23 protein-coding genes are annotated in these 25,729 nt (G+C 33.0%); 19 read left to right on the plus strand and 4 right to left on the minus strand.

Annotated features, from left to right (window positions below):
• The first annotated feature begins 1 nt into the window (after position 1).
• The 5 genes from CAB05_RS10950 to CAB05_RS10970 all read left to right on the plus strand — a co-directional run bounded on the left by CAB05_RS10950 (position 2) and on the right by CAB05_RS10970 (position 5,742).
• Entirely contained in the window at positions 2–448 is a 447-nt protein-coding gene (locus CAB05_RS10950) for a Dps family protein (protein WP_235821457.1), read from the plus strand.
• A gap of 256 nt (positions 449–704) precedes the next feature.
• Positions 705–1,745 carry an ornithine carbamoyltransferase gene (argF, locus tag CAB05_RS10955; protein ID WP_087999874.1) on the plus strand — a complete coding sequence of 347 codons (1,041 nt, stop codon included), beginning with the start codon at positions 705–707 and terminating at the stop codon, positions 1,743–1,745.
• Positions 1,746–1,769: 24 nt separating this feature from the next.
• Positions 1,770–2,984 (plus strand): argininosuccinate synthase, encoded by a 1,215-nt coding sequence (locus CAB05_RS10960; RefSeq protein ID WP_087999875.1) that lies wholly within the window; start codon positions 1,770–1,772, stop codon positions 2,982–2,984.
• A 19-nt stretch (positions 2,985–3,003) separates the two neighbouring features.
• Entirely contained in the window at positions 3,004–4,383 is a 1,380-nt protein-coding gene (gene argH, locus CAB05_RS10965) for an argininosuccinate lyase (RefSeq protein WP_087999876.1), read from the plus strand.
• 351 nt (positions 4,384–4,734) lie between these two features.
• Entirely contained in the window at positions 4,735–5,742 is a 1,008-nt protein-coding gene (locus CAB05_RS10970; protein WP_087999877.1) for a PTS sugar transporter subunit IIC, read from the plus strand.
• Between the two features lie 310 nt (positions 5,743–6,052).
• Here CAB05_RS10970 and CAB05_RS10975 read toward each other — a convergent pair whose 3' ends face one another.
• Positions 6,053–6,676, minus strand: coding sequence for a LysE family translocator (locus CAB05_RS10975; protein WP_087999878.1), 624 nt, complete (start codon positions 6,674–6,676; stop codon positions 6,053–6,055).
• Positions 6,677–6,888: 212 nt separating this feature from the next.
• On the opposite strand from CAB05_RS10975, the gene maa reads away from it, so the two are divergent.
• The 9 genes from maa to CAB05_RS11020 all read left to right on the plus strand — a co-directional run bounded on the left by maa (position 6,889) and on the right by CAB05_RS11020 (position 16,441).
• Positions 6,889–7,443 (plus strand): maltose O-acetyltransferase, encoded by a 555-nt coding sequence (gene maa, locus CAB05_RS10980; RefSeq protein ID WP_280527176.1) that lies wholly within the window; start codon positions 6,889–6,891, stop codon positions 7,441–7,443.
• Positions 7,444–7,952: 509 nt separating this feature from the next.
• On the plus strand, positions 7,953–9,389 hold the full coding sequence (locus tag CAB05_RS10985) for a GntP family permease (RefSeq protein WP_087999880.1): 1,437 nt from the start codon (positions 7,953–7,955) through the stop codon (positions 9,387–9,389).
• 40 nt (positions 9,390–9,429) lie between these two features.
• Positions 9,430–10,131 (plus strand): CoA transferase subunit A, encoded by a 702-nt coding sequence (locus CAB05_RS10990; RefSeq protein WP_087999881.1) that lies wholly within the window; start codon positions 9,430–9,432, stop codon positions 10,129–10,131.
• Between the two features lie 12 nt (positions 10,132–10,143).
• Entirely contained in the window at positions 10,144–10,800 is a 657-nt protein-coding gene (locus CAB05_RS10995) for a 3-oxoacid CoA-transferase subunit B (protein ID WP_087999882.1), read from the plus strand.
• A 20-nt stretch (positions 10,801–10,820) separates the two neighbouring features.
• Entirely contained in the window at positions 10,821–11,606 is a 786-nt protein-coding gene (locus tag CAB05_RS11000; protein ID WP_087999883.1) for a 3-hydroxybutyrate dehydrogenase, read from the plus strand.
• A gap of 205 nt (positions 11,607–11,811) precedes the next feature.
• Complete coding sequence (locus CAB05_RS11005) at positions 11,812–13,254, plus strand: sigma-54 interaction domain-containing protein (RefSeq protein ID WP_087999884.1); 1,443 nt, start codon at positions 11,812–11,814, stop codon at positions 13,252–13,254.
• 20 nt (positions 13,255–13,274) lie between these two features.
• The gene (locus tag CAB05_RS11010; RefSeq protein WP_087999885.1) at positions 13,275–14,465 is read left to right on the plus strand and encodes an acetyl-CoA C-acetyltransferase; all 1,191 of its coding nucleotides are present in this window, start codon (positions 13,275–13,277) and stop codon (positions 14,463–14,465) included.
• Positions 14,466–14,721: 256 nt separating this feature from the next.
• The gene (locus CAB05_RS11015) at positions 14,722–15,270 is read left to right on the plus strand and encodes an ion channel (protein WP_217348564.1); all 549 of its coding nucleotides are present in this window, start codon (positions 14,722–14,724) and stop codon (positions 15,268–15,270) included.
• A gap of 88 nt (positions 15,271–15,358) precedes the next feature.
• Positions 15,359–16,441: a CapA family protein gene (locus CAB05_RS11020; RefSeq protein ID WP_235821432.1), complete on the plus strand. Its 1,083-nt coding sequence runs from the start codon at positions 15,359–15,361 to the stop codon at positions 16,439–16,441.
• A 473-nt stretch (positions 16,442–16,914) separates the two neighbouring features.
• Here the strand turns inward: CAB05_RS11020 and CAB05_RS11025 are convergent, their stop codons facing one another.
• A complete protein-coding gene (locus tag CAB05_RS11025; RefSeq protein ID WP_087999887.1) occupies positions 16,915–18,075 on the minus strand; it encodes a phosphoglycerate dehydrogenase in 1,161 nt (386 codons plus the stop codon).
• Complete coding sequence (serC, locus tag CAB05_RS11030; RefSeq protein WP_087999888.1) at positions 18,072–19,166, minus strand: 3-phosphoserine/phosphohydroxythreonine transaminase; 1,095 nt, start codon at positions 19,164–19,166, stop codon at positions 18,072–18,074. Before serC ends, CAB05_RS11025 begins: the two co-directional genes overlap by 4 nt.
• 193 nt (positions 19,167–19,359) lie before the next feature.
• Here serC and CAB05_RS11035 point away from each other — a divergent pair, with 193 nt between their 5' ends.
• The gene (locus tag CAB05_RS11035; RefSeq protein WP_087999889.1) at positions 19,360–20,574 is read left to right on the plus strand and encodes a Tle-like phospholipase domain-containing protein; all 1,215 of its coding nucleotides are present in this window, start codon (positions 19,360–19,362) and stop codon (positions 20,572–20,574) included.
• Between the two features lie 84 nt (positions 20,575–20,658).
• On the opposite strand, the gene CAB05_RS11040 is transcribed toward CAB05_RS11035, so the two are convergent.
• The gene (locus CAB05_RS11040; RefSeq protein WP_158093248.1) at positions 20,659–21,588 is read right to left on the minus strand and encodes an aminoglycoside phosphotransferase family protein; all 930 of its coding nucleotides are present in this window, start codon (positions 21,586–21,588) and stop codon (positions 20,659–20,661) included.
• 221 nt (positions 21,589–21,809) lie between these two features.
• Here CAB05_RS11040 and CAB05_RS11045 point away from each other — a divergent pair, with 221 nt between their 5' ends.
• The 4 genes from CAB05_RS11045 to CAB05_RS11060 all read left to right on the plus strand — a co-directional run bounded on the left by CAB05_RS11045 (position 21,810) and on the right by CAB05_RS11060 (position 25,707).
• Positions 21,810–22,226 (plus strand): MerR family transcriptional regulator, encoded by a 417-nt coding sequence (locus CAB05_RS11045; RefSeq protein WP_158093249.1) that lies wholly within the window; start codon positions 21,810–21,812, stop codon positions 22,224–22,226.
• 157 nt (positions 22,227–22,383) lie between these two features.
• Complete coding sequence (locus CAB05_RS11050) at positions 22,384–23,703, plus strand: hemolysin family protein (protein ID WP_087999892.1); 1,320 nt, start codon at positions 22,384–22,386, stop codon at positions 23,701–23,703.
• A gap of 156 nt (positions 23,704–23,859) precedes the next feature.
• Complete coding sequence (locus CAB05_RS11055; RefSeq protein WP_087999893.1) at positions 23,860–24,522, plus strand: oxidoreductase; 663 nt, start codon at positions 23,860–23,862, stop codon at positions 24,520–24,522.
• A gap of 318 nt (positions 24,523–24,840) precedes the next feature.
• The gene (locus CAB05_RS11060; protein WP_087999894.1) at positions 24,841–25,707 is read left to right on the plus strand and encodes a hemolysin family protein; all 867 of its coding nucleotides are present in this window, start codon (positions 24,841–24,843) and stop codon (positions 25,705–25,707) included.
• Positions 25,708–25,729 lie beyond the last annotated feature (22 nt).

Here is a 25,729-nt window from a genome sequence, read left to right on the forward strand (position 1 = left end):
TGTGAATGGATTGGCAAATCTAGAAGGACTATTAAATCAGCAACTTGCTAACTGGAATGTACTTTACGTGAAACTACATAATTATCATTGGTACGTTAAAGGCCCAAACTTTTTTACTTTACATGAAAAATTTGAATTGTATTATGACGAAGCAAAGGTCATGGTAGACGAATTGGGTGAACGAATATTAACGATTGGTGCAAAGCCTATTGCTACGATTCGTGAATATTTAGAAACAGCGACAATCAAAGAAGGTAATCATACATTTTCAGCAGAAGAAATGGTTGCAGACTTAATTAAAGATTATGAAAAAATAGTACAAGAATCTAGAGATGTTATTTCTGTAGCTGAAGAAAGTAATGATGAAGAGACAGCAGACTTATTTTTAGGTAAAATCGCTGAAATTGAAAAAATGCTGTGGATGCTCAAGTCTTTTCTTAATAAATGAATAAATATTAATTTGGATGGGTTGGAACACAAAAAGTGTTTACCAACCCATCTTTTTTTATTTGTAAAATATGCTTTTGAAATCGTGTGATTACTGTATGAATCCTTTGTTTTAAAAGGTTTTTTAATTTATTCGAAAGAATCCTTTTGAAAAAAATGAAAAAATAGGTAAAAAATAAATTGTATAATTATTAATAGTTAAGTATAATTATACATTATATAAATCAGGTGAGATTCCAATAAGGGGAGATGGTTAGATGAATAAGGCTTTAGCAGAAACACATGTTAAAAAGAATAGCTTTAAACAAAAGTCTTCGTGGAGTATATCAAAAAATAATTATAGTCCAGTAGATTGGTCTAATTTTAAGGATAAAGATTTTCTTACAATCAGTCAGTTTTCTTCTAGTGAATTATTATTCCTGATTGAGAAAGCATTAGAATTTAAAAACATGCAAAAGTCTGGAAAATTAATGCCTTATTTAAAAAATAAAGTGTTAGGGATGATTTTTGAAAAAAGTTCTACTAGAACACGATTGTCATTTGAAATTGCAATGAAGCAATTAGGCGGAGATGCAATATTTATGAGCAGTAAAGATTTACAGATTGGTAGAGGCGAAAGTGTGCATGATACTGCTAAAGTTATGTCGCGCTATGTTGATGGTGTGATGATTAGAGCATATTCTCATGAGATGGTCGCAGAATTTGCTGAGCATGCTTCTATACCGGTAATCAATGGGTTAACAGATTTACATCATCCGGCACAAATTATGGCTGATTTATTAACAATTTTAGAACATAAAGGTAGATTAAAAGGCTTGAAGATTAGTTATATCGGAGATGGTAATAACAATGTATGTCATTCATTAATTGAAGGCTCAGCCAAATTAGGAATTCATTTGACGATTTCCTGTCCTCCTGGATATGAACCGAATAAAGTGGTTTTGCAGTCTATGAAGCATGTGGCAAAAACGAATGGAAGTTTAATAGAGGTAGTGAATAATCCAGTGGATGGCGTAAAAGATGCAGATGTTGTTGTTACAGATGTTTGGACCAGTATGGGTCAAGAAGAAGAAACAGAAAAGCGACTGAAGATTTTTAGTTCATATCAAGTTAATGATCAACTTTTGGAGAATGCAAAAAATGATTATTTATTTATGCATTGCCTTCCAGCCCATAGGGGTGAAGAAGTAACGGCTTCAGTAATTGATGGAAAGCATTCTGTCGTATTTGATGAAGCTGAAAATCGTTTACATGCTCAAAAGGCGATATTGGTTGCTTTAATGGGAACAGACTTGTAATTACATTTTAGGGGGAAAAGAAAAATGGAAAAAGAAAAAATAGTTTTAGCATATTCAGGTGGATTAGATACTTCAGTATGTATTAAATGGTTACAAGATAAATACCAGTACGATGTAATTGCCCTATGTTTAGATTTAGGAGAAGGAAAAGATGTGGAATTCGTACGACAAAAAGCATTAGATTTAGGTGCTATTAAATCCTATATGATTGATGCAAAAGAACTTTTTGCGTCAGATTATCTGTTACCAGCATTAAAAGCGAATGCATTATATGAAGGGAAGTATCCTTTATCTTCTGCGTTATCTAGACCATTAATCGCCAAGTTATTAGTGGATGTTGCAAAACAAGAGGGGGCAGTAGCAGTAGCACATGGATGTACTGGTAAAGGTAATGATCAAGTGCGATTTGAAGTTTCTGTAATGGCTTTAGACCCAACATTAAAGGTCGTTGCACCAGTAAGAGAATGGGGAATGACTCGAGACGAAGAAATTGAATATGCAAATGAAAATGGCGTGCCAATTCCAGTAGATTTAGACAATCCTTTTTCAATTGATGCAAATATTTGGGGAAGAGCATGTGAGGCAGGTGTACTTGAAAATCCATGGAATGAAGCGCCAGAGGAAGCTTTTGCATGGACGAATAGTATAGAGCAATCATCAGATTCACCCGAATATGTGGAGATTGAATTTGTAAAAGGGAAGCCAGTTGCGTTAAACGGTCATTCATTAGATTTAGTAAGTTTAATTGAAGAGTTAAATCATATAGGTGGAAAGCATGGGGTTGGAAGAATCGATCATATCGAAAATAGATTAGTAGGAATAAAATCTCGTGAAGTCTATGAAAATCCAGCTGCTCTTATTTTAATTAATGCCCATAAAGAGTTAGAGTTTCTTACACTACCTCGTGAAGTAACAAATTTTAAAGTTAATATTGAACAACAGTTTTCAAAATCACTTTACGATGGTTTATGGTATTCACCTTTAATGCAGGCATTAGATGCATTTATTAATACAACTCAAGAAACTGTTACTGGTACTGTACGCGTTAAATTGTATAAAGGAAATCATAACGTAGTTGGTAGAAAGTCAGATTACAGTTTATATAATGAAGAACTTGCAACATATTCAAAAGGAGATCTTTTTGATCATCAAGCAGCAATCGGTTTTATTAAGCTTTGGGGCTTACCGACAAAAGTATTTAGTGAAGTAACAAATCAAAAAACAGTTTTCGTAAAATAATCGTTTTAGGGAGGCCATCATGTCAAAGCTTTGGGGTGGACGTTTTACAAAGGATACAAATAAGTTAGTAGAAGAATTTACAGCTTCAATTCAATTTGATCAAGTCATGGCAAGTGAAGATATTGCAGGAAGTATTGCACACGCTACGATGCTTGGGGAATGTGGAATTATTGATCAGAGCGATGCTGAGTTAATTATTAAAGGATTAAATAAATTATTAGTTAAAATTGAAAATAACGAAGTACAATTTAGTGTTGAGAATGAAGATATACACATGAATATTGAGAGTATGTTAATTGAGGAAATCGGACCTGTTGGAGGGAAATTGCATACTGGTCGTAGTCGAAATGATCAAGTTGCGACAGATATGCATTTATACTTACGAAATAAAACTGAGTTGATTATCGGGTTAATCGAAAACGTGCAATCTATCATTGTAAAAAAGGCTAAACAGCATGTGCATACAATTATGCCTGGATATACTCATCTTCAACGTGCTCAACCAGTATCATTTGCACATCATCTTCTAGCATATTTTTGGATGCTTGAACGAGATAAGGGGCGTTATAAAGATAGTTTAAAACGCATCAATATATCACCTTTAGGAGCGGGAGCTTTAGCCGGTACAACATTTCCAATTAATCGTAAGCGAACTGCTGATTTACTAGGGTTCTCTGATATTTATTTAAACAGTTTAGATGCTGTTAGTGATCGTGATTTCATTGTAGAGTTCCTTTCGCATTCAGCTCTATTAATGTCACATATTTCTAGATTATCAGAGGAACTTGTTATTTGGTCTAGTCAAGAATTCCAATTTGTTGAGCTTGATGATGCGTTTTGTACCGGTTCTAGTATCATGCCTCAAAAGAAAAATCCTGATGTTCCCGAATTATTACGTGGAAAGACAGGGCGAGTATATGGAAGCTTGATGGGCTTATTGACGGTCTTAAAAGCGTTACCGTTAGCTTATAACAAAGATATGCAGGAAGATAAAGAAGGTATGTTTGATACAGTTTATACGGTTGAAGGATCTTTACAACTACTATCGGGCATTATTGAATCAATGAAAGTAAATGAAAGCAAGATGTATGAGGCTGTACAAAAGGATTACTCTAATGCAACTGATCTTGCAGATTACTTAGTACGAAAAAATATTCCATTTCGACAAGCTCATGAAATTGTCGGAAAAACAGTGCTTTATGCAATAGAAGAACAGAAATTTCTTGGGGAATTAACCATCAAAGAATACAAACAAATTAACAATGTATTTGAGTCAGATATTTATGATGCTTTGCATCCAAAAACAGTCATGGAAGCAAGAATTAGTGAAGGTGGTACTTCTTCTAAAGAGGTATTGAATCAACTATTTATAGCTGAAGAAAGTTTAAAAATGTCTTAATGTTTGTTATAATTAAAAATTCTTGGAACGTCCAATACATACAAATTGGGCGTTTCAGACTGTTGACAAACGCTCGCTTTCTTCGTTGCTTCGCCTGCTTGCGGTGCTCATTACCGTCAAAGGTAACTCCGCTCCTCATCCGGCTTCGCGCCTCGAAAGACAATCGTTTTCAATCAGTCTGAATCTCTTAGTTTTTATAGATGATCTATAAACTTGAACGTCCAAAACAAATTGGGCGTTTTTTATATGGAAGCAAAGCAACGAAAATTATGATTTCTTTTAACTTCATTCATAATTTTCGTTAAAATATGCAAATACTATAAATAGTTTCTAATAAAAGGTAGGTATATTATGAGTGGACAAGTGAGAAATAGCATTTTTAAGGCGTCCGAAGGTATTGCCCATGCAGTCTTTGTGATGATTGGGATTGGTTCTTTAATTGAAAGTATTGGTAAGATTTTTCATATTGAATCGTTTGCCATCATCGGTTTATCAACAAAGCTTTTAATGGCTCCAGCAATTGGGGCAGGTATTGCAGTTCTGCTAGGGGCAAATACTTTAATCATCTTTTCAGCTATGGCTGCAGCGTTAATTGGATCAGGTGCATTAGCAATGGTTGATACAGCAATGACCATTAAAATGGGTGAACCAATAGGTGCTCTACTTGCTGCATTAGTTGCAATTTATATTGGGAAGTTAATACAAGGAAGAACGAAATTAGATTTGATGATAGTTCCATTATTTTCAATTCTTATAGCAGGTTTAGTTGGTTTATCCTTATCCAAATGGATTTCTCCAATATTAGTCACTGCAGGGAATTTTATTAAAGAATCAACTGAAGGATATCCAATCGTTTCATCAATCGTACTAGCAGTTGTTTGGGGGATTCTAATCGTATCTCCTGCTTCTTCAGCTGCATTAGCCATTGCGCTAAATTTAGATGGCATTGCAGGAGGAGCAGCCTTAGCAGGAACAGCAGCACAGTTTGTAGGGTTAGCTGTGATTTCAGCAAGGGAAAATGAACCTGGAAGTATTCTCGGTTTATTAATCATAACGCCTAAGCTACAACTTCCTAATGTAACACGAAATCTTAAAATACTCATACCAACAATGGTAGCAAGTGCTGTTGCGGGTCCAGTATCTGCATTTCTATTTCATATTGAAGCGCCAAAAGAAATTGCCGGTCTAGGATTATGCGCATTAGTAGCACCAATGAATTTACTATCAACCCACGGGACGGCAAGTATCATACCAATGATTGTTACATATATTTTAGTTCCAGGTATCGTATCTTATATTGTCTATATCCTGTTAAAACAAATGAATATGATAAAAGATGGAGAATTGAAAATTAATTAGCAAAAAAGAGTATCTAAGGATACTCTTTTTTTGTCGGGGCAGGGCGAACGCCTTCCACTTTTCAGTATGTCTAGTTTCGGCTCCTAGCTCCTCGAGGTCATAAGCCAAGGCCCAATAAAGGTTAAAGAGCAACCTTTACCGGTCCTCGTCTTATGCTTGTCGGAGCTGAACAGTCGCCTCCACTTTTCAGTATGTCTAGTTCCAGGCGTTTGCCCCTCGAGTCATAAGCCAAAGCCCATTAAAGGTAAAAAGCACCTTTATTGGTCTTTGTCTTATGCTTGTCGGGGCAGAGCGAACGCCTTCCACTTTTCTATTTATCCATAAAAAACAGTTTTAGTCCTATTCCTGTGAAGATGGCTCCTTGGGATAGGTTGATGATGCGGGATGATTTTTCGTTTTGTAGTAGTTTTTCGCCTAAGCTTCCTGCGAATATGGCAATGATTGAGAAGACGATTAGTGTCAGGATCATAAATGTTAATCCTAGGACGATCATTTGTAGTCGGACTGATATCCCATTCTTTTCAATGAATTGTGGTAAGAATGCTAGGAAAAATAATGAAACTTTTGGGTTTAGTACATTCATTAAAAATCCACGACGGTAAAGTGCTGGTAAAGTTTGTTTTTTAGGTTTTGCGAATTCACCAACTTCATTACTTGATCGAAATGCTTGGTATGCTAAGTATAGTAAATAAAATGCACCTAAGTATTTTAAGATGGAAAAGGCGATATTGGATTGATATAAAATAGCAGAAAGTCCAATTGAAGCGGCCAATGTATGAATTGTCACACCAGAACAGAGTCCGAATGCTGTGGCTATACCTTCTTTTTTTCCATATGAAATACTTTGTGCCATAACGAATATGTTGTCAGGTCCTGGTGCGATGATGAGTAATAAAGATACGCCAATAAAAGATAGATAAATAGTTAAATCCAATATGAAACCTCCTTAAGAAATAGATTGATAGATTTTTTTATTCTACTTCATTCTTTAACTTCCTTCAATGATCATAATTATACAAGCAAGCAACTTGAGTAGATAGTTAGAGAAATCTTTTATTATCTTATGTTATCTGTTGTGAATTAGAAATAAGAAGTAGTAAACTTTGGTGATAGTATACATATTGTTTAATGAAGGGAGTTACTGTAATGACTGAAAAAGAAAAAATGATAAATGGTGAATTGTATCTTGCTGGTGATGCAGAGCTAGTAAAAGAGCGTGAAATCGCAAGGCGTTTAACACGTGAGTTTAATACGACTACTGAGACTGAAAGCAGGAAGAGAGAGTCAATCTTGAAACAATTATTCGGATCAACAGGTGAAAGCTTGTATATTGAACCTACTTTCCGTTGTGATTATGGATACAATATTCATGTTGGCCAAAATTTTTATGCTAACTTCGATTGCGTTATTTTAGATGTTTGTCCAGTTAATATAGGTGAAAATTGTTTTATGGCACCTGGTGTACATATTTATACTGCAACTCATCCTCTAGATCCAATTGAACGTGCAAGTGGAGTAGAGTTTGGTAAACCTGTAACAATTGGTGATAATGTTTGGTTAGGTGGTCGAGCAATTATTAATCCAGGTGTTACAATTGGAGATAATGTTGTAGTTGCTTCAGGTGCTGTTGTAACGAAAGATGTACCTAACAATGTAGTAGTTGGTGGCAATCCTGCAAGAGTACTAAAAGAGATAAAATAAAAAAAGAAGAGAATTAAATTCTCTTCTTTTTCTTGTTCTAATCATTTTATGAACTATGAAAAAAGGTATTTTGTAGTTTTATGGAGAAATATAATACGTGTCATTTTCTTTTTATAGAAGAAGTACTTATTTATCCAAACTTTCGAATTAGGCATTTTCCTGAATATTTGATTCAAATTTCACAAAATGTTCAAAAAGTTAGGTTGAATACAATTCCGAAGTTCTGGAATTTCCGAGAATTCGGAACGTAATCGATGAAGTTTTCCGGTTTTTCGGAAACTCTTTTAAACTAAAATGTTTGAATATTGTAAATTTACTTGATATAGCTAGTATTATAGATTTCTATCATTCCAAATATAACTTGGCACACTACTTGCTAATATGATGTTAGATAGTATTTTTCTAGGAAAGGAGAAATAGATCTAACAAAACCTACATAACAGGTTAATTATTAGTAAATGTAAGCGTTAACAAAAATGCCAATATGTTCGTATTAAAGGGAGGGTATTATGGAAATTTTAATTATTTTATTATCTTTAGGACTTTTAATGTTTGTGGCGTATCGTGGTTTTTCTGTTATTTTATTCGCGCCAATTTGTGCTTTATTCGCTGTATTATTAACAGAGCCGAGTTATGTTCTTCCATTCTTTAGTAATATCTTTATGGAAAAAATGGTTGGCTTTATTAAACTGTATTTCCCTGTATTCTTACTTGGAGCTATTTTCGGTAAGATTGTTGAAATGTCTGGGATTGCAGAATCTATTGCGAAAACAATTATCAATGTAGTTGGAGCAAAGAGAGCGATTTTAGCAATCGTATTAATGGGTGCAATTTTAACATATAGTGGTGTTAGTTTATTCGTAGCAGTATTTGCAATTTATCCTTTCGCTGCTAATTTATTCCGTGAGGCAAATATTCCTAAACGTTTAATTCCTGGAACAATTGCACTTGGTGCTTTTACTTTTACAATGGATGCTTTACCTGGTACACCCCAAATTCAAAACGTCATTCCTACTACATTTTTTAAGACAGATATTTATGCAGCTCCAATTTTAGGGATTCTTGGAGGGATTTTTGTTATCGCAATAGGTATGTGGTATTTAGAATCTCGACGTAAAAAAGCTGAAAAAGCTGGTGAAGGTTACTTAGGTTTTAATGGGGAGCTTGCTGCAGCAAACGAACCACAGGTGAACAATGAAGAAGCGACATCTTTAACGACAAATACATCTACAGTATTAAGTCAAGTGTTAGCATTTGTGCCATTATTATTAGTTGGTATTTCAAATAAGTTTTTTGTTACGTCATTTCCAAAATGGTATCCAAATGGGTTTGATTTCAAATCAATCGGATTAGAAGCATTTGGAGTAGTTCAAATTCCAGCAGTTGTTGGTATTTGGTCAGTTGAATGTGCATTAATTATCGGTATTTTTTCAGCAATGATTTATGGTTTCAAACGAATCCGTAAAAATCTTCAAACAGGTATTAATGCAAGTATCGGTGGCGCGTTATTAGCGGCAATGAACACTGGAGCGGAATATGGTTTTGGTGGAGTAATTGCAGCATTACCAGGCTTTGGGGTAGTTAGTAAAGGAATCTCAACAACATTTACTGATCCACTTGTAAATGGAGCTGTAACAACGACTACGCTAGCTGGTATTACAGGTTCAGCATCTGGAGGTATGGGAATTGCTTTAAGTGCGATGTCAGAAAAGTACGTTGAAGCAATTAATAAATTTAATATTCCACCTGAAGTAATGCATCGTGTTATCTCAATGTCATCTGGTGGTATGGATACATTACCTCATAATGGTGCTGTTATTACATTATTAGCTGTAACTGGATTAACTCATCGCCAGTCATATAAAGATATTTTTGCTATTACAATAATAAAAACAGTTGCAGTATTCTTTGTCATCGCAGTATTTAAACTAACAGGGCTTTATTAAAATCTATTCTATTAATCTTACTTTTGAAGGGAGCAGTATTATGAGCAAGAATAAGGTTATTACATCAATTGAAGAGGTAGCAGCAAATATTCAAGATGGAGCTACGATTATTGTTGGTGGTTTTGGGTTATGTGGTATTCCTGAGAAAATGATTTTAGCGTTAAGAGACAAGGGAACAAAAGACTTAACGATCGTTAGTAATAATTGTGGTGTAGATGATTGGGGTCTAGGACTTTTACTTGCAAATAAACAGATTAAAAAAATGATTTCTTCATATGTTGGTGAGAATAAAATTTTTGAAAAGCAGTTTTTAAGTGGAGAGCTTGAAGTTGAACTTGTACCACAAGGAACGCTTGCAGAACGTATACGAGCTGGTGGTGCAGGTATTCCTGGCTTTTACACAGCTACTGGAGTAGGCACACCAATTGCTGAAGGAAAAGAACATAAAGTATTTAATGGAAAAACATATATTTTAGAAGAAGGTATTACGGGAGACTATGCATTTGTTAAAGCATGGAAAGGTGATAAACAAGGAAATCTAGTGTTTAGAAAAACTGCTCGTAATTTTAATCCTCTTGCAGCGATGGCTGGAAAAATTACAATTGCTGAGGTTGAAGAATTAGTTGAAACAGGCGATTTAAATCCTGATGAAATTCATACACCTAGTATTTATGTACAACATGTGTTTCATGGTCAGACATATGAAAAAAGAATTGAACGCAGAATGACAACTGGAGTATAGGAGGAGCTAAACATGAAAGATATTCGTCAATTAATCATTCAAACTGCTGTAAAAGAAATTCAAGATGGCATGTACGTTAATCTAGGAATTGGTCTACCGACATTATTAGCTAACTATCTCCCAGAAGGCATTGAAGTAATGCTTCAATCTGAAAACGGTTTATTAGGTATTGGACCTTATCCAACTGAAGCTGAAATTGATGCTGATTTAATTAATGCAGGTAAAGAAACAGTTACTGCTACTAGAGGTGCTTCATATTTTGATAGTGCTGAATCATTTGCAATGATCAGAGGTGGTCATATTGACTTGGCTATTTTAGGAGGCATGGAAGTCTCTGAAACTGGTGATCTAGCTAACTGGATGATTCCTGGGAAAATGGTAAAAGGTATGGGTGGTGCCATGGACTTAGTAAATGGTGCAAAGAAAATTGTTGTAGTCATGGAGCATGTTAATAAGTACGGTGAGAGTAAAGTGAAGAAAGCCTGTACTTTACCTTTAACAGGTAAGGGTGTTGTTCATAGATTGATTACTGAATTAGCAGTATTCGATTTTACTGACAAAGGTATGGTTTTAGTAGAGTGTGTTGGTGAAGCAACAATTCAGGAAATCCGTGAAAAAACTGAAGCAGCATTTATCGTTAGCCCTCAGTTGTTAAATAATGTGAACTAAGGGTGAAAGGAGAATGAAAAATGCAACACATGCTTTCACAAAAGGTCGCATTAATTACTGGAGCCGGTAGTGGAATTGGTTTTGAAATTGCCAAAACATTTGCTGAGCAAGGTGCAACAGTAGTATTAACAGATTTGAATGAAAAGAACGTTCAAAATGCATCAAACGAATTAAAGGAATTAGGTTTTGATGCCACTGCCTATGCATGTGATGTGACAAATGAAGAGCAAGTAAAAGAGGTATTCGATAAAGTAATAGAGCAATATGGAGAACTTCATATTTTAATCAATAATGCTGGATTACAATACGTTTCCTCGATTGAGGAATTTCCAACTGAGAAATTTGAATTGCTATTAAAAGTCATGTTAACAGCACCATTTATTGGCATTAAGCATGCTTTTCCGATTATGAAAAAACAAAATTATGGTCGAATTATTAATATGTCATCTATCAATGGACTGATCGGCTTTGCAGGAAAAGCAGCGTATAACTCTGCGAAACATGGCGTGATTGGATTAACGAAGGTAGCAGCTTTAGAGGGAGCAGAGCATGGTATTACAGTGAATGCAATCTGCCCGGGATATGTTGATACGCCATTAGTTCAAAATCAATTAGCTGATTTAGCAAAAACTAGAAATGTTCCATTAGAAAGTGTTATTGAAGAAGTCATTTATCCATTAGTTCCACAGAAGCGTTTATTGTCAGTACAAGAAATTGCAAATTATACAGTATTTCTTGCAAGTCAATATACGAGTGGAATAACGGGTCAAGCGAGTGTAATCGATGGAGGTTATACAGTACAGTAAGGATTGAAAAGTAGGGAAGTGAGGAAAAGAGTAAGGAAAAACGTAAAGTTAGGGGAAATAGTTGTAACAGTCTAAGGCTATTGTTTCCTTTCCTTCTCTTTATCCTGCCTTTCCCTCTTTATTTTTTTCTGATTATTTTCAATATTTAAGTTATAATAGAGGTAGCATAAAATTATACTTGATTTAAAAAGTGGGGGAAACACGAATGAATAAAATGCTTCAATGCCTACCATTTAATTGGATTCAAGAAATAGTTAATATAGCTGCCGAATGGATTGTAGTCGTTGATCGTGACGGAAAAGTACTCTATATGAACGAATCATATTGTAAATTTGTTGATAGAGATCCTGATGAAGTAATTGGTATGGATGTTCAAGATGTAATTGAGAATTCACGAATGCATTTTGTAGCGAAAACAGGGCAGGCTGAAGTAGCAGAAATTCATCCGATAAAAAATACAGAAATGGTAGCGAATCGATATCCATTATTTATAGATAATGAATTAGTCGGTGCAGTTGGAACTGTCATGTTTAGAAATGCACAAGATTGGCTGGAGTATTCTAAAAAGGTAGAACCTCTTATCGAAGAATTAAATTATTATAAAAAAAGATTCGAGAAAGAATTAGTAAGTAAATATAGTTTTAGCCAATTAATAGGGTCAACTCCATCTTTTCATGCGGCAAAACAATTAGCCGAAAAAGTTTCGGCGAGTTCATCTGCCATTCTATTATTTGGAGAATCTGGTACAGGAAAAGAATTATTTGCTCATGCAATTCACGATGCTAGTCCAAGAAGACTATTTCCTTTTGTAAGAGTTAATTGTGCTTCAATACCAGAACATTTACTAGAATCAGAGCTTTTTGGTTATGATGAAGGTGCATTTACAGGTGCAAAACGTGGTGGAAAAAAAGGGAAATTTGAAATAGCAAATAGAGGGACAATTTTTCTTGATGAAATAGGAGATATGTCCTTAAATATGCAAAGTAAATTACTTCGAGTTCTTCAAGAAAAAGAAATTGAACGTGTGGGTGGAAATTCACCGATTTCCATTGATGTTCGCGTCATTGCAGCTACTCATCGAAACTTAGAAGATATGGTTGTATTAAAAGAATTTCGCCAAGATTTATATTACAGATTAAATGTGATTAAAGTAGATATTCCACCATTACGTGAACGAATTCAAGATATTCCTTTAATTGCCAATGCCTTATTAAAAAAGCTAGAAAGAAAGTTTCATAGACATGGAATACAAATTTCTAATGAGGTTTTTCAAATTTTAAAGTCTCATCATTGGCCGGGAAATGTTAGAGAGCTAGAAAATGTGATTGAAAGATGTGTGAATGTTTTAACTGGTAATGTCATTACACCTGAGCAATTACCTCTTTACTTATACGAAAATCCATCAAATAAAATCTTACTAAATCATGATCCATCACACTACATAAAAAGTGATTTGAAATTAACAAAGTCATTAAAAGAATTAATTGAAGAAACTGAACGAAATGCAGTAATACAAGCATTAGTTGAAGCAAATGGTAATAAAATAGAGGCTGCTAAACTATTAGATATTAGTAAATCAACCTTTTATGAAAAAATTAAATACTATAACATTCATAGAAATGAAATTGATGAATTCATTAAAAACTAATTAAATTAGGGGGATTAAAAATGGGAGAAAAAGTTGTAATTGTAAGCGCTGTCAGAACGGCGATTGGAAATTTTAATGGATCTTTAAAAGATATATCTGCTGTCGAATTAGGAGCTAAGGTAATTGCAGAAGCACTTAATCGAGCAGGTATTCATGGACATCAAGTTGATGAAGTAATTATGGGGAATGTATTACAATCTGGCTTAGGACAAAATCCAGCAAGGCAAGCCGCAATTAAAGCAGGATTACCTCAATCTGTCTCAGCTATGACAATCAATAAAGTATGTGGATCTGGATTAAAAACTATTCACCTAGCAACACAAGCAATCTTAGCTGGAGATGCTGACATTATCGTTGCAGGTGGAATGGAAAATATGAGTCAGGCACCTTACTTGCTTCAAGGAGCAAGAGAAGGTTATAAAATGGGACATCAAAAAGTAGTAGACAGTATGATTTCAGATGGGTTATGGTGTGCATTTAATGATTATCATATGGGAATTACTGCTGAGAATTTAGCAAACCAATATGAGATTTCTAGAGAAGCGCAAGACCAATTTGCAATTCATAGCCAGCAAAAAGCTGAACAAGCAATTAAAAACGGTAACTTTGTTGAAGAAATTGTTGCAGTTGAAATTCCACAAAGAAAGAAAGATCCTATTATCTTCAAAGAAGATGAGTATCCAAAATTTGGATCATCATTTGAGAAAATATCTACATTAAGACCGGCATTTAATAAAAATGGTACAGTCACTGCAGCAAATGCTTCTGGAATAAATGACGGTGCTTCTGCGGTTGTGGTCATGAGTGAGAAAAAAGCAAAAGAGCTAGGAATCGTGCCACTTGTAAAGATCAGTGCTAATAGTAGTGCAGGTGTCGATCCAAGCATTATGGGAATTGGTGCTGCATTTGCGGCTAAAAAAGTAATTGAAAAATCAAATATAGAATTAAGTGAAATTGGCTTAATTGAAGCAAATGAAGCGTTTGCTGCACAATCACTTTCAGTAATGAAAGAATGTGGCTTTGATGAGAATATTGTTAATGTAAATGGTGGTGCAATTGCATTAGGTCATCCAATCGGGGCAAGTGGAACAAGAATATTGGTTTCTTTAATTCATGAAATGAAGAGAAGAGAGACTAGATATGGGCTTGCAACACTTTGTATTGGCGGAGGCCAAGGAGTAGCTACAATCATTGAAAATTGCTTTGAATAAAATTTAATCATCTAATTAACTGTAAAAGAGCCGTTTGGCTCTTTTTTCATTACTTTCCAATTTTTAGTTCATACTATAAAAAAAGGACGGTAAAGGTTGTGCAAAAGTGTATTCAAATGCAATTATTATTTTAATTTATTCTGTATTTGGGTTTCTAATATTTTTTTACTTATATAAAAATTTAATAAAATTTTTTGAAAAAAGTAAGAAATATATCGGTCATGGCTTTAAAATACTTATTTTATACTTACTATTATTGTTATGTACTTGGATCAGTTCATTGAAAGCAGCAAAAGTCATTTTCCCCTTATTAGATGAAAAGGGAATTCAGTATAAGTTAATAGTAGGGATGGTTATTTTTCTAATTATCGTTTTAAATACGATTTGGATCATTATTAATCTCTATATCATTAATAAGCTTCCACAATATACAGGATATATAAAATCAATTATATTTGGGTTATTTTTTATTTCATTGATAGTAGTGACTTCTGTTTTAATTTATGGAAATATATATCAGGATTATAATATTTACTATAAGGACATAGACCCATTACATCATCATGGGATATTTAAAGGCAATGAAAGAGTATTTGGGATAACGAATCTTTTGTACTTTAGTAGCATTGTCATATTTACAATCGGAATTGATGACGTAGCTATTATAGGGTCAGATTTAAAGTGGATTGTTATGAGTGAAATGTTTCTTTCTTACTTACTGATGAGTATTTTCGTACCGTGTTTTTTAGTGCTTTTGGACCCTAAGGATATAAAAAAGAAAAAACAAAAAAAGAAACAATCTTAAGAAAAACTGTCAAATTTTGACAGTTTTTTTATTTTGTAGTGGTATGATGAAAATAGTAGTAACATCATGTTAGAGAGGGGATTATAAGATGAGACAAGCCTTTAAATTTAGTTTGACTACTATTTGCAGTACGATACTATTATCTTCTCTATTTATGACAGATATTGGTAGAGTAGGTTTTAAGATTGATAGAACGGTATTTGCAGCTGGGAATACTACAACAAAAAAAGCTCAAAAACCGATCACGATCACTTTAGCAGGGGATATCATGTTTGAAGGGAAAATTAAATCACAGATCAATAAATATGGAGTTGACTATCCTTTCAAGTATGTTAGTCCATATTTTAAACAGTCTGACCTTACATATGTAAACTTAGAAACAAGTATCTCAAAAAGAGGAAAAGCAGAAAATAAACAATTTACATTTCGTGCAGATCCTTCAATTGTCAAAGGAATTAAAAATTCAGGGATTGATGTTGTTTCACTAGCAAACAATCATTCTCTTGATTATGGAAATACAGCTTTGATGGACACAATTGATTATGCTAAGAAAGCAAATATTGGTACAGTTGGTGCTGGTAAGAATACGAAGGAAGCTTTTTCTGCACAGTATCGAACAATTAATGGGAAGAGAGTAGCTATTCTCGGTTTTAGTAGAGTATTACCTGAAGCTTCTTGGTTCGCTTCTACGAATAAAGCAGGTATTGCTTCTGCATATACAACAAATCCTATGATGCAATATGTAAAAACTGCTGTAAAATATTCGGATTATACAATCATTATGATTCACTGGAATAAGGAAAGAAAAGATTATCCAGAGGATTATGCTAGACAACTAGGAAAACAATTTATTGATGCCGGAGTAGATGCAGTTATTGGAGGTCATAGTCATACACTCATGGGAACAGAGATGTATAAAGGGGCACCTATTTATTACAGCCTAGGAAACTTTATATTTGATGGCGCAAATGACCAAAAGGGCCAAGAAAGTATGATCGTTAAACTGACGCTAGAAAATAATAAAGTAAAAAGTTCTATTATTCCTTTAAAAATTACGAATGGTATTCCGCGACCAGTAAACAATTCATATAATCAAACGATAATAAATAAATTAAATAAGATTTCCTATAATACGAAATTTACAACCAATGGTACTTTGACGAGTAAGTAATAGATATCAGTTGTAATTAGTTTGTTCATCTAATTTAATATTGATCAAGATGCTTATTAAATAAACGACTTCCCTTTGTAGGGAGAAAACAATAAAATATCACAAGTTATGACAACTAATTAGAAAGGTAATTAGTTGTCATTTTTTATTAAAAGAAGACTCTAATTAGATAAGATTATCGCTTTTTAAGGGGTCTTGTTTAAAACAGTTTTTTTGAGTGTACTGATGACAAAGAATGTGATTGGAACGGAAGGCCACTCGACTCCTGTGGGAATAGCGGGAAGGTTGAGAACCCGGAGGCTTGCCGAGGAGGCTCAAGCTTAGCCCCACGGAAAGCGAGTTGCCTGAAGTGGAAATCAACGCAAGCATTTTTAATACAATAAATTGTTCGAAATTAATATTTAAGCTAAAAAAAAGAGGCGCCTCATGTCAAATTGACTTATGAGACAGCCTCTTTTTTTTCAATTAATCTATTAAATAATTCTCACACTAATGACGCCTTCAATTTGCTTAATATATTGTTCAACTTGCTCGTTGATCATGTCATCAAGGTCAATCATTGTATAGGCATATGCACCTTTACTACGGTTAAGCATATCCGCTATATTTACATGATATTTTGCTAGTAGCCCAGTAATTTGCCCAACCATATTTGGAATGTTTTTATGAGAAATCGTAATTCGTTTCTTTCCTGTATAAGGAAGTTCTACATTAGGGAAGTTGACTGAGTTTTTTATATTGCCTGTTTCTAAGTAATTCTTTAATTGTTTTGCAGCCATTCGAGCACAATTCTCTTCTGATTCTTTCGTAGAAGCACCTAAGTGAGGAATTGGGATTACATTTTGCATTCCAATGACCTTCTCATTTGGAAAATCAGTTACGTACACACCAACAGTTCCATCATTTAAGGCATTTTCAAGAGCGGCATCATCAACTAATTCAGCACGAGAGAAATTTAACAGTCGACTTCCTTTTTTCATAAGTGATAATAATTTTTCATTCACAAATCGATTTGTCTCATTTGTTAGAGGTACGTGAATTGTAATATAATCACAAGTTGAGAAAATTTCTTCAAGATTATCAATGCGTTGCACATTTCTTGATAATCGCCAAGCTGTATCCACTGAAATATAAGGGTCATAACCATATACTTCCATATCTAGTGCTAAAGCATCGTTGGCAACGAGAGCTCCAATTGCTCCTAATCCGATAATACCCAATTTCTTTCCAGCGATTTCTACACCTGCATATTCTTTTTTTCCAGCTTCAACTATTTTTGTAATATTACTCTCACCAAATAAAGAACGCGTCCATTCAACACCTTCAAGAATACGACGAGATGATAGTAGTAGACTAGTTAATACAAGCTCTTTCACTGCATTTGCATTTGCACCAGGTGTATTAAATACAACTATTCCTCTTGCTGTACAATCGTCGATCGGAATATTGTTTACACCAGCACCTGCTCTTGCGATTGCTTTTACACTTTCAGGTATATTCATTTCATGCATACTATAACTTCTTAATAGAATGCCATCCGGTTCATTCATATCGTTTTCAATTGTATAATTTTGTATTGGAAATTCATTTATACCGTTTTTAGAAATATTATTTAAAGTTTGAATTTTAATCATGATTCAATCACCTCTACTATATTCTTTTCAAATTGACTCATAAACTGAACTAACTTTTCAATTCCTTCAACCGGCATTGCATTGTATATGCTTGCTCTCATTCCACCAACAGAGCGATGGCCTTCAAGATTCACAAATCCATTAGCTAAAGCTTCAACTAAAAATTGTTTGTTTATTTCTTCTGAAGATGTTGAAAATGGAATGTTCATTAATGATCTACTTTCGATTTCAACTGGTGAAGAAAACAAAGGTGATTGATCGATAAAGTCATATAATAATTTTGCTTTTAATAGATTATTTTCATGAATTTGTTTAAGTCCACCTTGTTCCTTAATCCACTCTAGTACGAGCATAGAAACATAGATACTAAATGTAGGCGGTGTGTTATAAAGTGAGGATGCCCCAACATGAGTTTTATAATCTAACATAGTTGGACAAAGAGTGTTTGCATGGCCAATTAAATCATCACGAATGATGACAATCGTTAATCCAGCAGGACCAATATTTTTTTGAGCTCCAGCATAAATTAACCCAAATTTAGAAACATCAATTGGTTCAGAGAGAATATTTGATGAAAAGTCAGCAACTAAAGGTGCTTTAGTAGTTGGAAAAGAAGAAAATTTTGTTCCTTCAATTGTATTGTTTGATGTGATATGTAAGTAATCAATGGAAGGATCAATATATAAATCTTCTAATTTAGGAATATAGGAGTAATTTTTGTCTTCTGAAGATGCAATAATCTTAACATCTCCATATTTTTTTGCTTCAGAAATAGCTTTTTTAGACCAAGAACCTGTATTAATAAACGCAGCAGTTTGGAAATGTTTTAATAAATTTAATGGTACCATTGAGAATTGTGTTGAAGCTCCACCTTGTAAAAATAATACTTTGTAGTTTGTTGGGATTTCTAAAATTTCCCTTAATAAAGCTTCACATTTCTGAATGATTTCCTCAAATTCCTTAGAACGATGACTCATTTCCATTACCGACATTCCTGCATTACCAAATGAAACTAGATCTTTCTGTACTTTTTCTAACACTGAAACTGGTAAGACAGAGGGCCCAGCAGAGAAATTATAAACACGCTCCATAATATCATCCTCACCTGATTTTTTATAATATTCTAACTTTAAACCAAGGCAAACTGAAGGTCAATAAAAGGTTTGTTTTTGTCAAAATAAATTCTATTTTTACGAAATATTTTCAAATAAAAGAAGGAAACATTCGTGATATGGAGAAATATGCTTAAGTTAAGAATAAATAAATGTTTCACAGGAGGAAAAATTGAAAAAGATTATTGGATTAGTACTTAGTTTTGTATTATTCTTTCATGTATTACCGACAGCTCAAGCTAGTGAATTAGAGGACATAAATGGGCAATACAAAGAATTGTATGCATCAGATTTGTCATATGTAAACGGTGTATATAAGAGTGAAGGAAAAAAGGTAAAAGATATTGTAGGAGTTAGTTCAGATATAAAAGATGCCTTAGGTGAATGGACAGTAGTTTCTGTATCAAAAAACGGTGGCTCAGTTAATGTAGGTTTTGAGGCGATCGTTTTACAGAATCCAGATAAAGAAAAAAATGAATATATTATCGCATACAAAGGTTCTGCGGGTTCTTTAACAGATAAAGATTGGAAGGATAACTCTGAAGCAATTTCTAAAATTTCAACTGATTTAACACAAAAAACAGGTGTTGTCTATCATCCACAAGATGCTGATGCTGTATTATTTACACAATCAATTTTAAGCAAATATAAAGGCGCGACATTTACCTTAACAGGTCATTCATTAGGTGGTCATTTAGCGCAAAGAACTAAAATAGACTTAAAGCTTGAAGGAACAAAGGTTGTTACATTCAATTCATTGGGTGTTGTGACAGAAGCAAAATTGTCTGATTATGCTAATTATTTACAAGGAAATATGAACTTCATTATAGATGGAGAATTTGTTGATAAATACAATAAATTATATTTAATCACAAGCTTAGGTAACAAATATACATTGTTATTACCGAATGTGACTTCAGATCAAGAGAAACATAAATTAGTTAATTTTTACACATACACAAAAAAGACGTATACAGTCTATCAAAATACTAAGCTATTAAAAACATTTTATAATGTAAATAATGCAAAACAATTAGCGAGTATGAATTTAAAAACAACGATAAAAAATTTAGATGGTAAAGTAATATGGAAAAACGACAATCGTTATGCAGTTTATTTACATGAAAAACTTTTATATACTTTTCCAGATCGAAAAACAGCTGATAAATTTGCAAATGTACAGGCTGGAAGAAGAGTATTAGATTTAAAGACAAATAAAAATGTATATTTTAAATCAAATGCTAATTTTAGATATAGTGTTTATCTAGGAAAAGATAAACTTGATATATTTACTTCAAGCAATGATGCGATAAAATTTGCAAAGTTAAACAGTAAACGAGTTGTAAAAGATGAAAAAACAAAGAAAATAATTTATCCGAATAAGTAAAACGAAAGTAGCTTGTCTTGTGACAAGCTACTTTTTCGTTATATTTAATTGAATAGTCAGATATGTAAAGAGTAGTAAATGTAATTAAAGATGATTAATCTTATTTACATACCACGAAGGAATCATATTTTTAAAGTTGTCATGATCTTCTAAGATTCTATATACTCGTTTCCACATTGTCTCAATTAAATGTGGTGTTGTTTTATAGCTCCAAATAATATCTGAAGGAATGATCATTGCAGCATAAAGTGTGTAATATTGCCAAAATTCATCCGGGATGTTGTCAGAGAAATAACCGTCAATTTGACCAATCGCAAAAGGCTTACTAATCTCACTTGTAAATAAGGCAACTTTGTGAAAATCATGATATGGATCACCCCATTCAAAGCGATCAAAGTCAATAATTGCTGCAAGTTCACCTTCGTTAATAATGATATTTGATGGGTGGAAATCATCGTGAAGAAACCGAACTGGTCGATTTTTTAATAAATGAATGTGCTGATCAATAAAATGTAAAATATCGTTTATTTCAGGGAATGAAATTGTTGACTCACTAAATAATTGTAAGTATCTATTGTGCTTATTCAGTTTATAATCTTCCCATGTCTGTAATGAAGAAGGATCTGAAAGAGAATGAAGTTTTTTCAATTCCTTGCCGGCATGATAACCTAACTTATATTGCGTATCACTTGAAAAGTTATGTAAAGACTCCTCACCATCAACTCCGTTTATGCTTGATACAATTTGGATACAAATTGAATCCTTGGGTAGTTCAATAAATTGTATTGGCTTAGGTACGAGTGAGCCGATTTGCTCAAAATATTCTAGATATTTGTAAACTGATTTAGCTGTATCTAAACGAGCAAAATCATAAATCTTTAAAAATAGAATATCGCCACTTTCTGTAATGACTTTCCATTTTTCCTCGAAAGAGAATCCCTTTGTAATTTGAGTAAATGATTTAGCAGAGCATAACACCGGAACTTTTTGAATAATATCATCAGTTAATCTCACATGAAACACCTCCATTGCGGTTATATAGAAATCTACTAAATCATACTATAAATAGTAAATAAAAAGTTTATCATTTCCCGATTATTCTCAATATATTGACTAATCGTGCATCTATCTATAATGAAAATATATGACAAATGACTATTTCTTTTTTAAACTGGAACGTTTGACTGTATAGTTTCTAAACTATATAATAATATTAATCTATAATGAGGGGAGGTTTGTCACTTGGGATCGAGTATCGAATTGGTGAGTTAGCTGAAGTAGCGCAAGTTTCAAAAAGAACAATTGATTATTATACTAAACTGGGGTTATTGGAAGCAAAACGATCTGAATCAAACTATCGATATTATTCCAATGAGGCAATCGAAACCCTACGGTTTATTGAACATTGTAAACAAATGAGGATTTCTTTAGACGAGATAAAATCTTTAATACAAAATAACTATAATCAAAAAAATTGTGTTTTTGAACAAATTCAAATGATTTCAAACCAGATTATTGAACTTGAGTCTAAATTACAACAATTAGTACCTGTTATTTCAGATATGGATGAAAGTGAAAAAAATGCTTTAGTTAGTACATTATCACATCATACATCTCCGCTTTTACAAACACTAAAGTTTTTTGTAAAATAGAATCTTTTCTCAGTGATTGTTTAGTAAGGCCATATGTAAGAGTTGAAATATGAATATTCTGACAGAATATGGTAATGTATTAGTAGTTTCATAAATTAATAATAAAGATTGAAATTCTCAGGAGGTGAATACTCGAGTAAATTACTCGGGTTCGTCATTGGACATAGTTAACTTGTTTTTGATTGCAGTTTTAATCGCACTTACAGCATTTTTCGTTGCAGCGGAGTTTGCAATAGTAAAGGTTCGATCGAGTCGAATCGATCAACTGGTAGCTGAGAAAAAAAGAGGCGCATTAGCTGCGAAAAGGGTTACGGCGAGTTTGGATGAATATTTATCAGCTTGTCAATTAGGTATTACTGTTACGGCATTAGGTTTAGGTTACTTAGGGGAACCAACTTTTGATGATATTTTACATCCAGTTGTAGAATATTTAGGATTAAATGGAACAGTTGCTTCTTCTATTTCATTTACTCTGGCATTCGCATTAGTAACATTTATTCATGTTGTTATTGGTGAGTTAGCCCCAAAAACGGTAGCAATTCAAAAAGCTGAAACAATTACATTGCTTCTTTCTGCACCTTTAATTCTTTTCTATAAAATAGCTTACCCATTTATTTGGGCTTTAAATGGTTCTGCAAGATTTTTTACAGGATTATTTGGAATTAAACCGGCATCGGAATCAGATGAAGTTCATACTGAGGAAGAATTGCGAATTATTTTATCTGAAAGCTTTGAAAGTGGAGAAATTAATCAAGCTGAATATAAATATTTAAATAATATTTTCGAGTTTGACAACCGACTTGCTAAAGAAATTATGGTCCCTCGTACTGAAATTATTGGATTGTATGCAGAAGATCCAATTGAGGAACAAATTGAAACGATAAAGAATGAAAAATATACGAGATACCCAGTTTTTGGTGAAGATAAAGATGAAATTATCGGTATGGTTAACGTTAAAGACTTTTTTATTCGTTATTTAGATGGAAAAGTTGATAGCTCATACGAATTAACAAATTATACTCGACCTGTTATCCAAGTAATTGAAACCATCGCAATTCATGATTTATTACTTGAGATGCAAAAGAAACGTATTCCTCTTGCGATTTTATATGATGAATATGGGGGAACAGCAGGTTTACTAACAATGGAAGATATACTAGAAGAAATTGTTGGTGAGATTAGAGATGAGTATGATGATGATGAAAAACCAGCCGTACAACATATTACAGAGTCTCATAAAATTGTTGAAGGGAAAGTTTTAATTTCTGAAATCAATGATCTGTTTGGTCTTTATGTTGAAGAAGACGATGTAGACACAATTGGTGGATGGATATTAACTCAAAACCATGATATACAACAAGGTGAGTCCATCATTTTCGAAGATTATGAATTTAAAGTAGTTGAATTGGATTCAAATCAGGTGAAATTAGTTGAAATAAAAAAAAATAATGAGTTTGTACAGTCAGTAAGCTCATAACTTTTAAGAAGGATTAAAGGCAAAAGTCTTTAATCCTTTCTTTATTTGATTGGAACTGTAAAGATTTCTATAATAAGTTTCATAACATAGCAAAGTTTTTTTAAAAGATAAGTGAAAGAAACCGATTAGTGACTAAATTAAAAAAGAGGTACATATATGAAAAGAAAAGCGTTAGTTATTGGTGCGACAGGTTTAATTGGTAAAAATGTAGTAAATCAATTGATTCAAAATGAGGGTTATGAAAAAATTACAATTCTAGTTAGGAAAAGCAGTGGATTAACACATGAGAAGTTAGAGGAAATCATTGTAAACTTTAATCAACTAGAAGAATACGAGCAATATTTTCAAGTGAATGATGTATTTAGCTGTCTCGGAACAACGATTAAAATAGCGAAAACAAAAGAAAATTTTAGGAAAGTAGATTATGATTATTCATTAAAAGTTGCCGAATTAGCTAGTAAGGCAAAAGTGCAAAATTTTCTTCTGATTAGCTCAATGGGAGCGAATAGTCATTCTAATATTTTTTATAGCAAAGTAAAAGGTGAAGTTGAAAGAGATATAAGAACATTTCACTTTTCAGGACTGTTTATATTTAGACCGTCGTTATTATTAGGTGAAAGAAAAGAAGTACGATTAGGGGAAAAAGTGGCCGAAAAATTTTCAACAATCATGCCATTTATATTTTCTGGACCATTTAAGAAATATAGACCAATTAAAGGAGAAACAGTTGCAAAAGCTATGATTAATAGTGCATTAAGTGGTAGAAAAGGTGAACAGATTATTGAATCAAATAGTATTGAGAGTATTTCAAGAATGTAAGGATTAGTAAGAATTAATGCTTGTGATATTATTCACAAAAAGGTAACATTTTACTTCTAAATTAATGTGAATTTTATTATAAAATAAAAACATAAGCTTGATTGTTTGATCACTTCAGAATGTAAGTGAATTGAATCATAATCATCTTATTATTAAATTGTTTCGTACTAAACCTCATTTTTTTCCTCTTGCTACTTTAAAAGTAAGAGGAAATTTTTTGCATAATTTTTCCTGTCATGAATACATATTAATTAAATATTTGTAAAGGATTGTCGACATTTTTAAGTTTCAAAAATTCATATTAAGGGCGTGAAGTGTTTGGCAGATGCTCCCTCGGGAAAAGGATTACTGGGTTTTTTTCGCCTCTTTAAAAAGGATAATTTGAATGAAGATGAAAGTAATATACTGGAAAATCGACAACAATCAATTCAGGAATATATCAACCAAAAGAATGAACTAAATATGTATGAAGATGAATTATTATTAAGATCTATAACGTTTAAGGAAAAAATAATTAATGACATACTCACACCCCGCACAAAAGTGGTTGCAATTGATGTGAATGAAACTGTCGATAAGGTCCGAGATATTTTTCTGAATGAGCGTTATTCGAGGATTCCAGTGTACGATCAGGATATTGATCATATTATAGGGATATTGTCAGAAAGAGAATTTTTAACGAGTTTACTTCAGGAACAAGAAGTTAATATTAGAAAGTTAATCAGGATACCAATTTTTATTATGGAGACAATGAAAATATCAACTGTTTTAACAATGCTTCAAAAAGAGAACGCCCATCTAGCAATTGTTATTGATGAATTTGGGGGAACATCAGGAATTGTCACATTAGAGGATATTTTAGAGGAATTGGTTGGAGAAATTCGAGATGAGTTTGATGAGCACGAAAATAATGAATTTATTCAGGTTAACGAATATGAATATCAATTCCAGGCTTCTATGTCTTTATCTAATTTTTTCCATATTGTAAAAATGAACATGCCAAAGAGCCGGTATTTAACGCTTGGTGGATGGATCTTTGAATGCTTCAAACATGTTCCAAGTATAGGAGAAACACTCCAATATAAAAACTTAACTTTCATCATAAATGAAATTCAAAATAGAAGAATTCAGAGTGTTATTGTTAAAATTAGTAAGCATAATTTGCAAAGTAAACTCGGTTCTTAAGAACCGAGTTTTTCATTTAAAA

Source organism: Gottfriedia solisilvae, assembly GCF_002128405.1.
GTDB classification, from domain to species: domain Bacteria; phylum Bacillota; class Bacilli; order Bacillales; family Bacillaceae_G; genus Gottfriedia; species Gottfriedia solisilvae.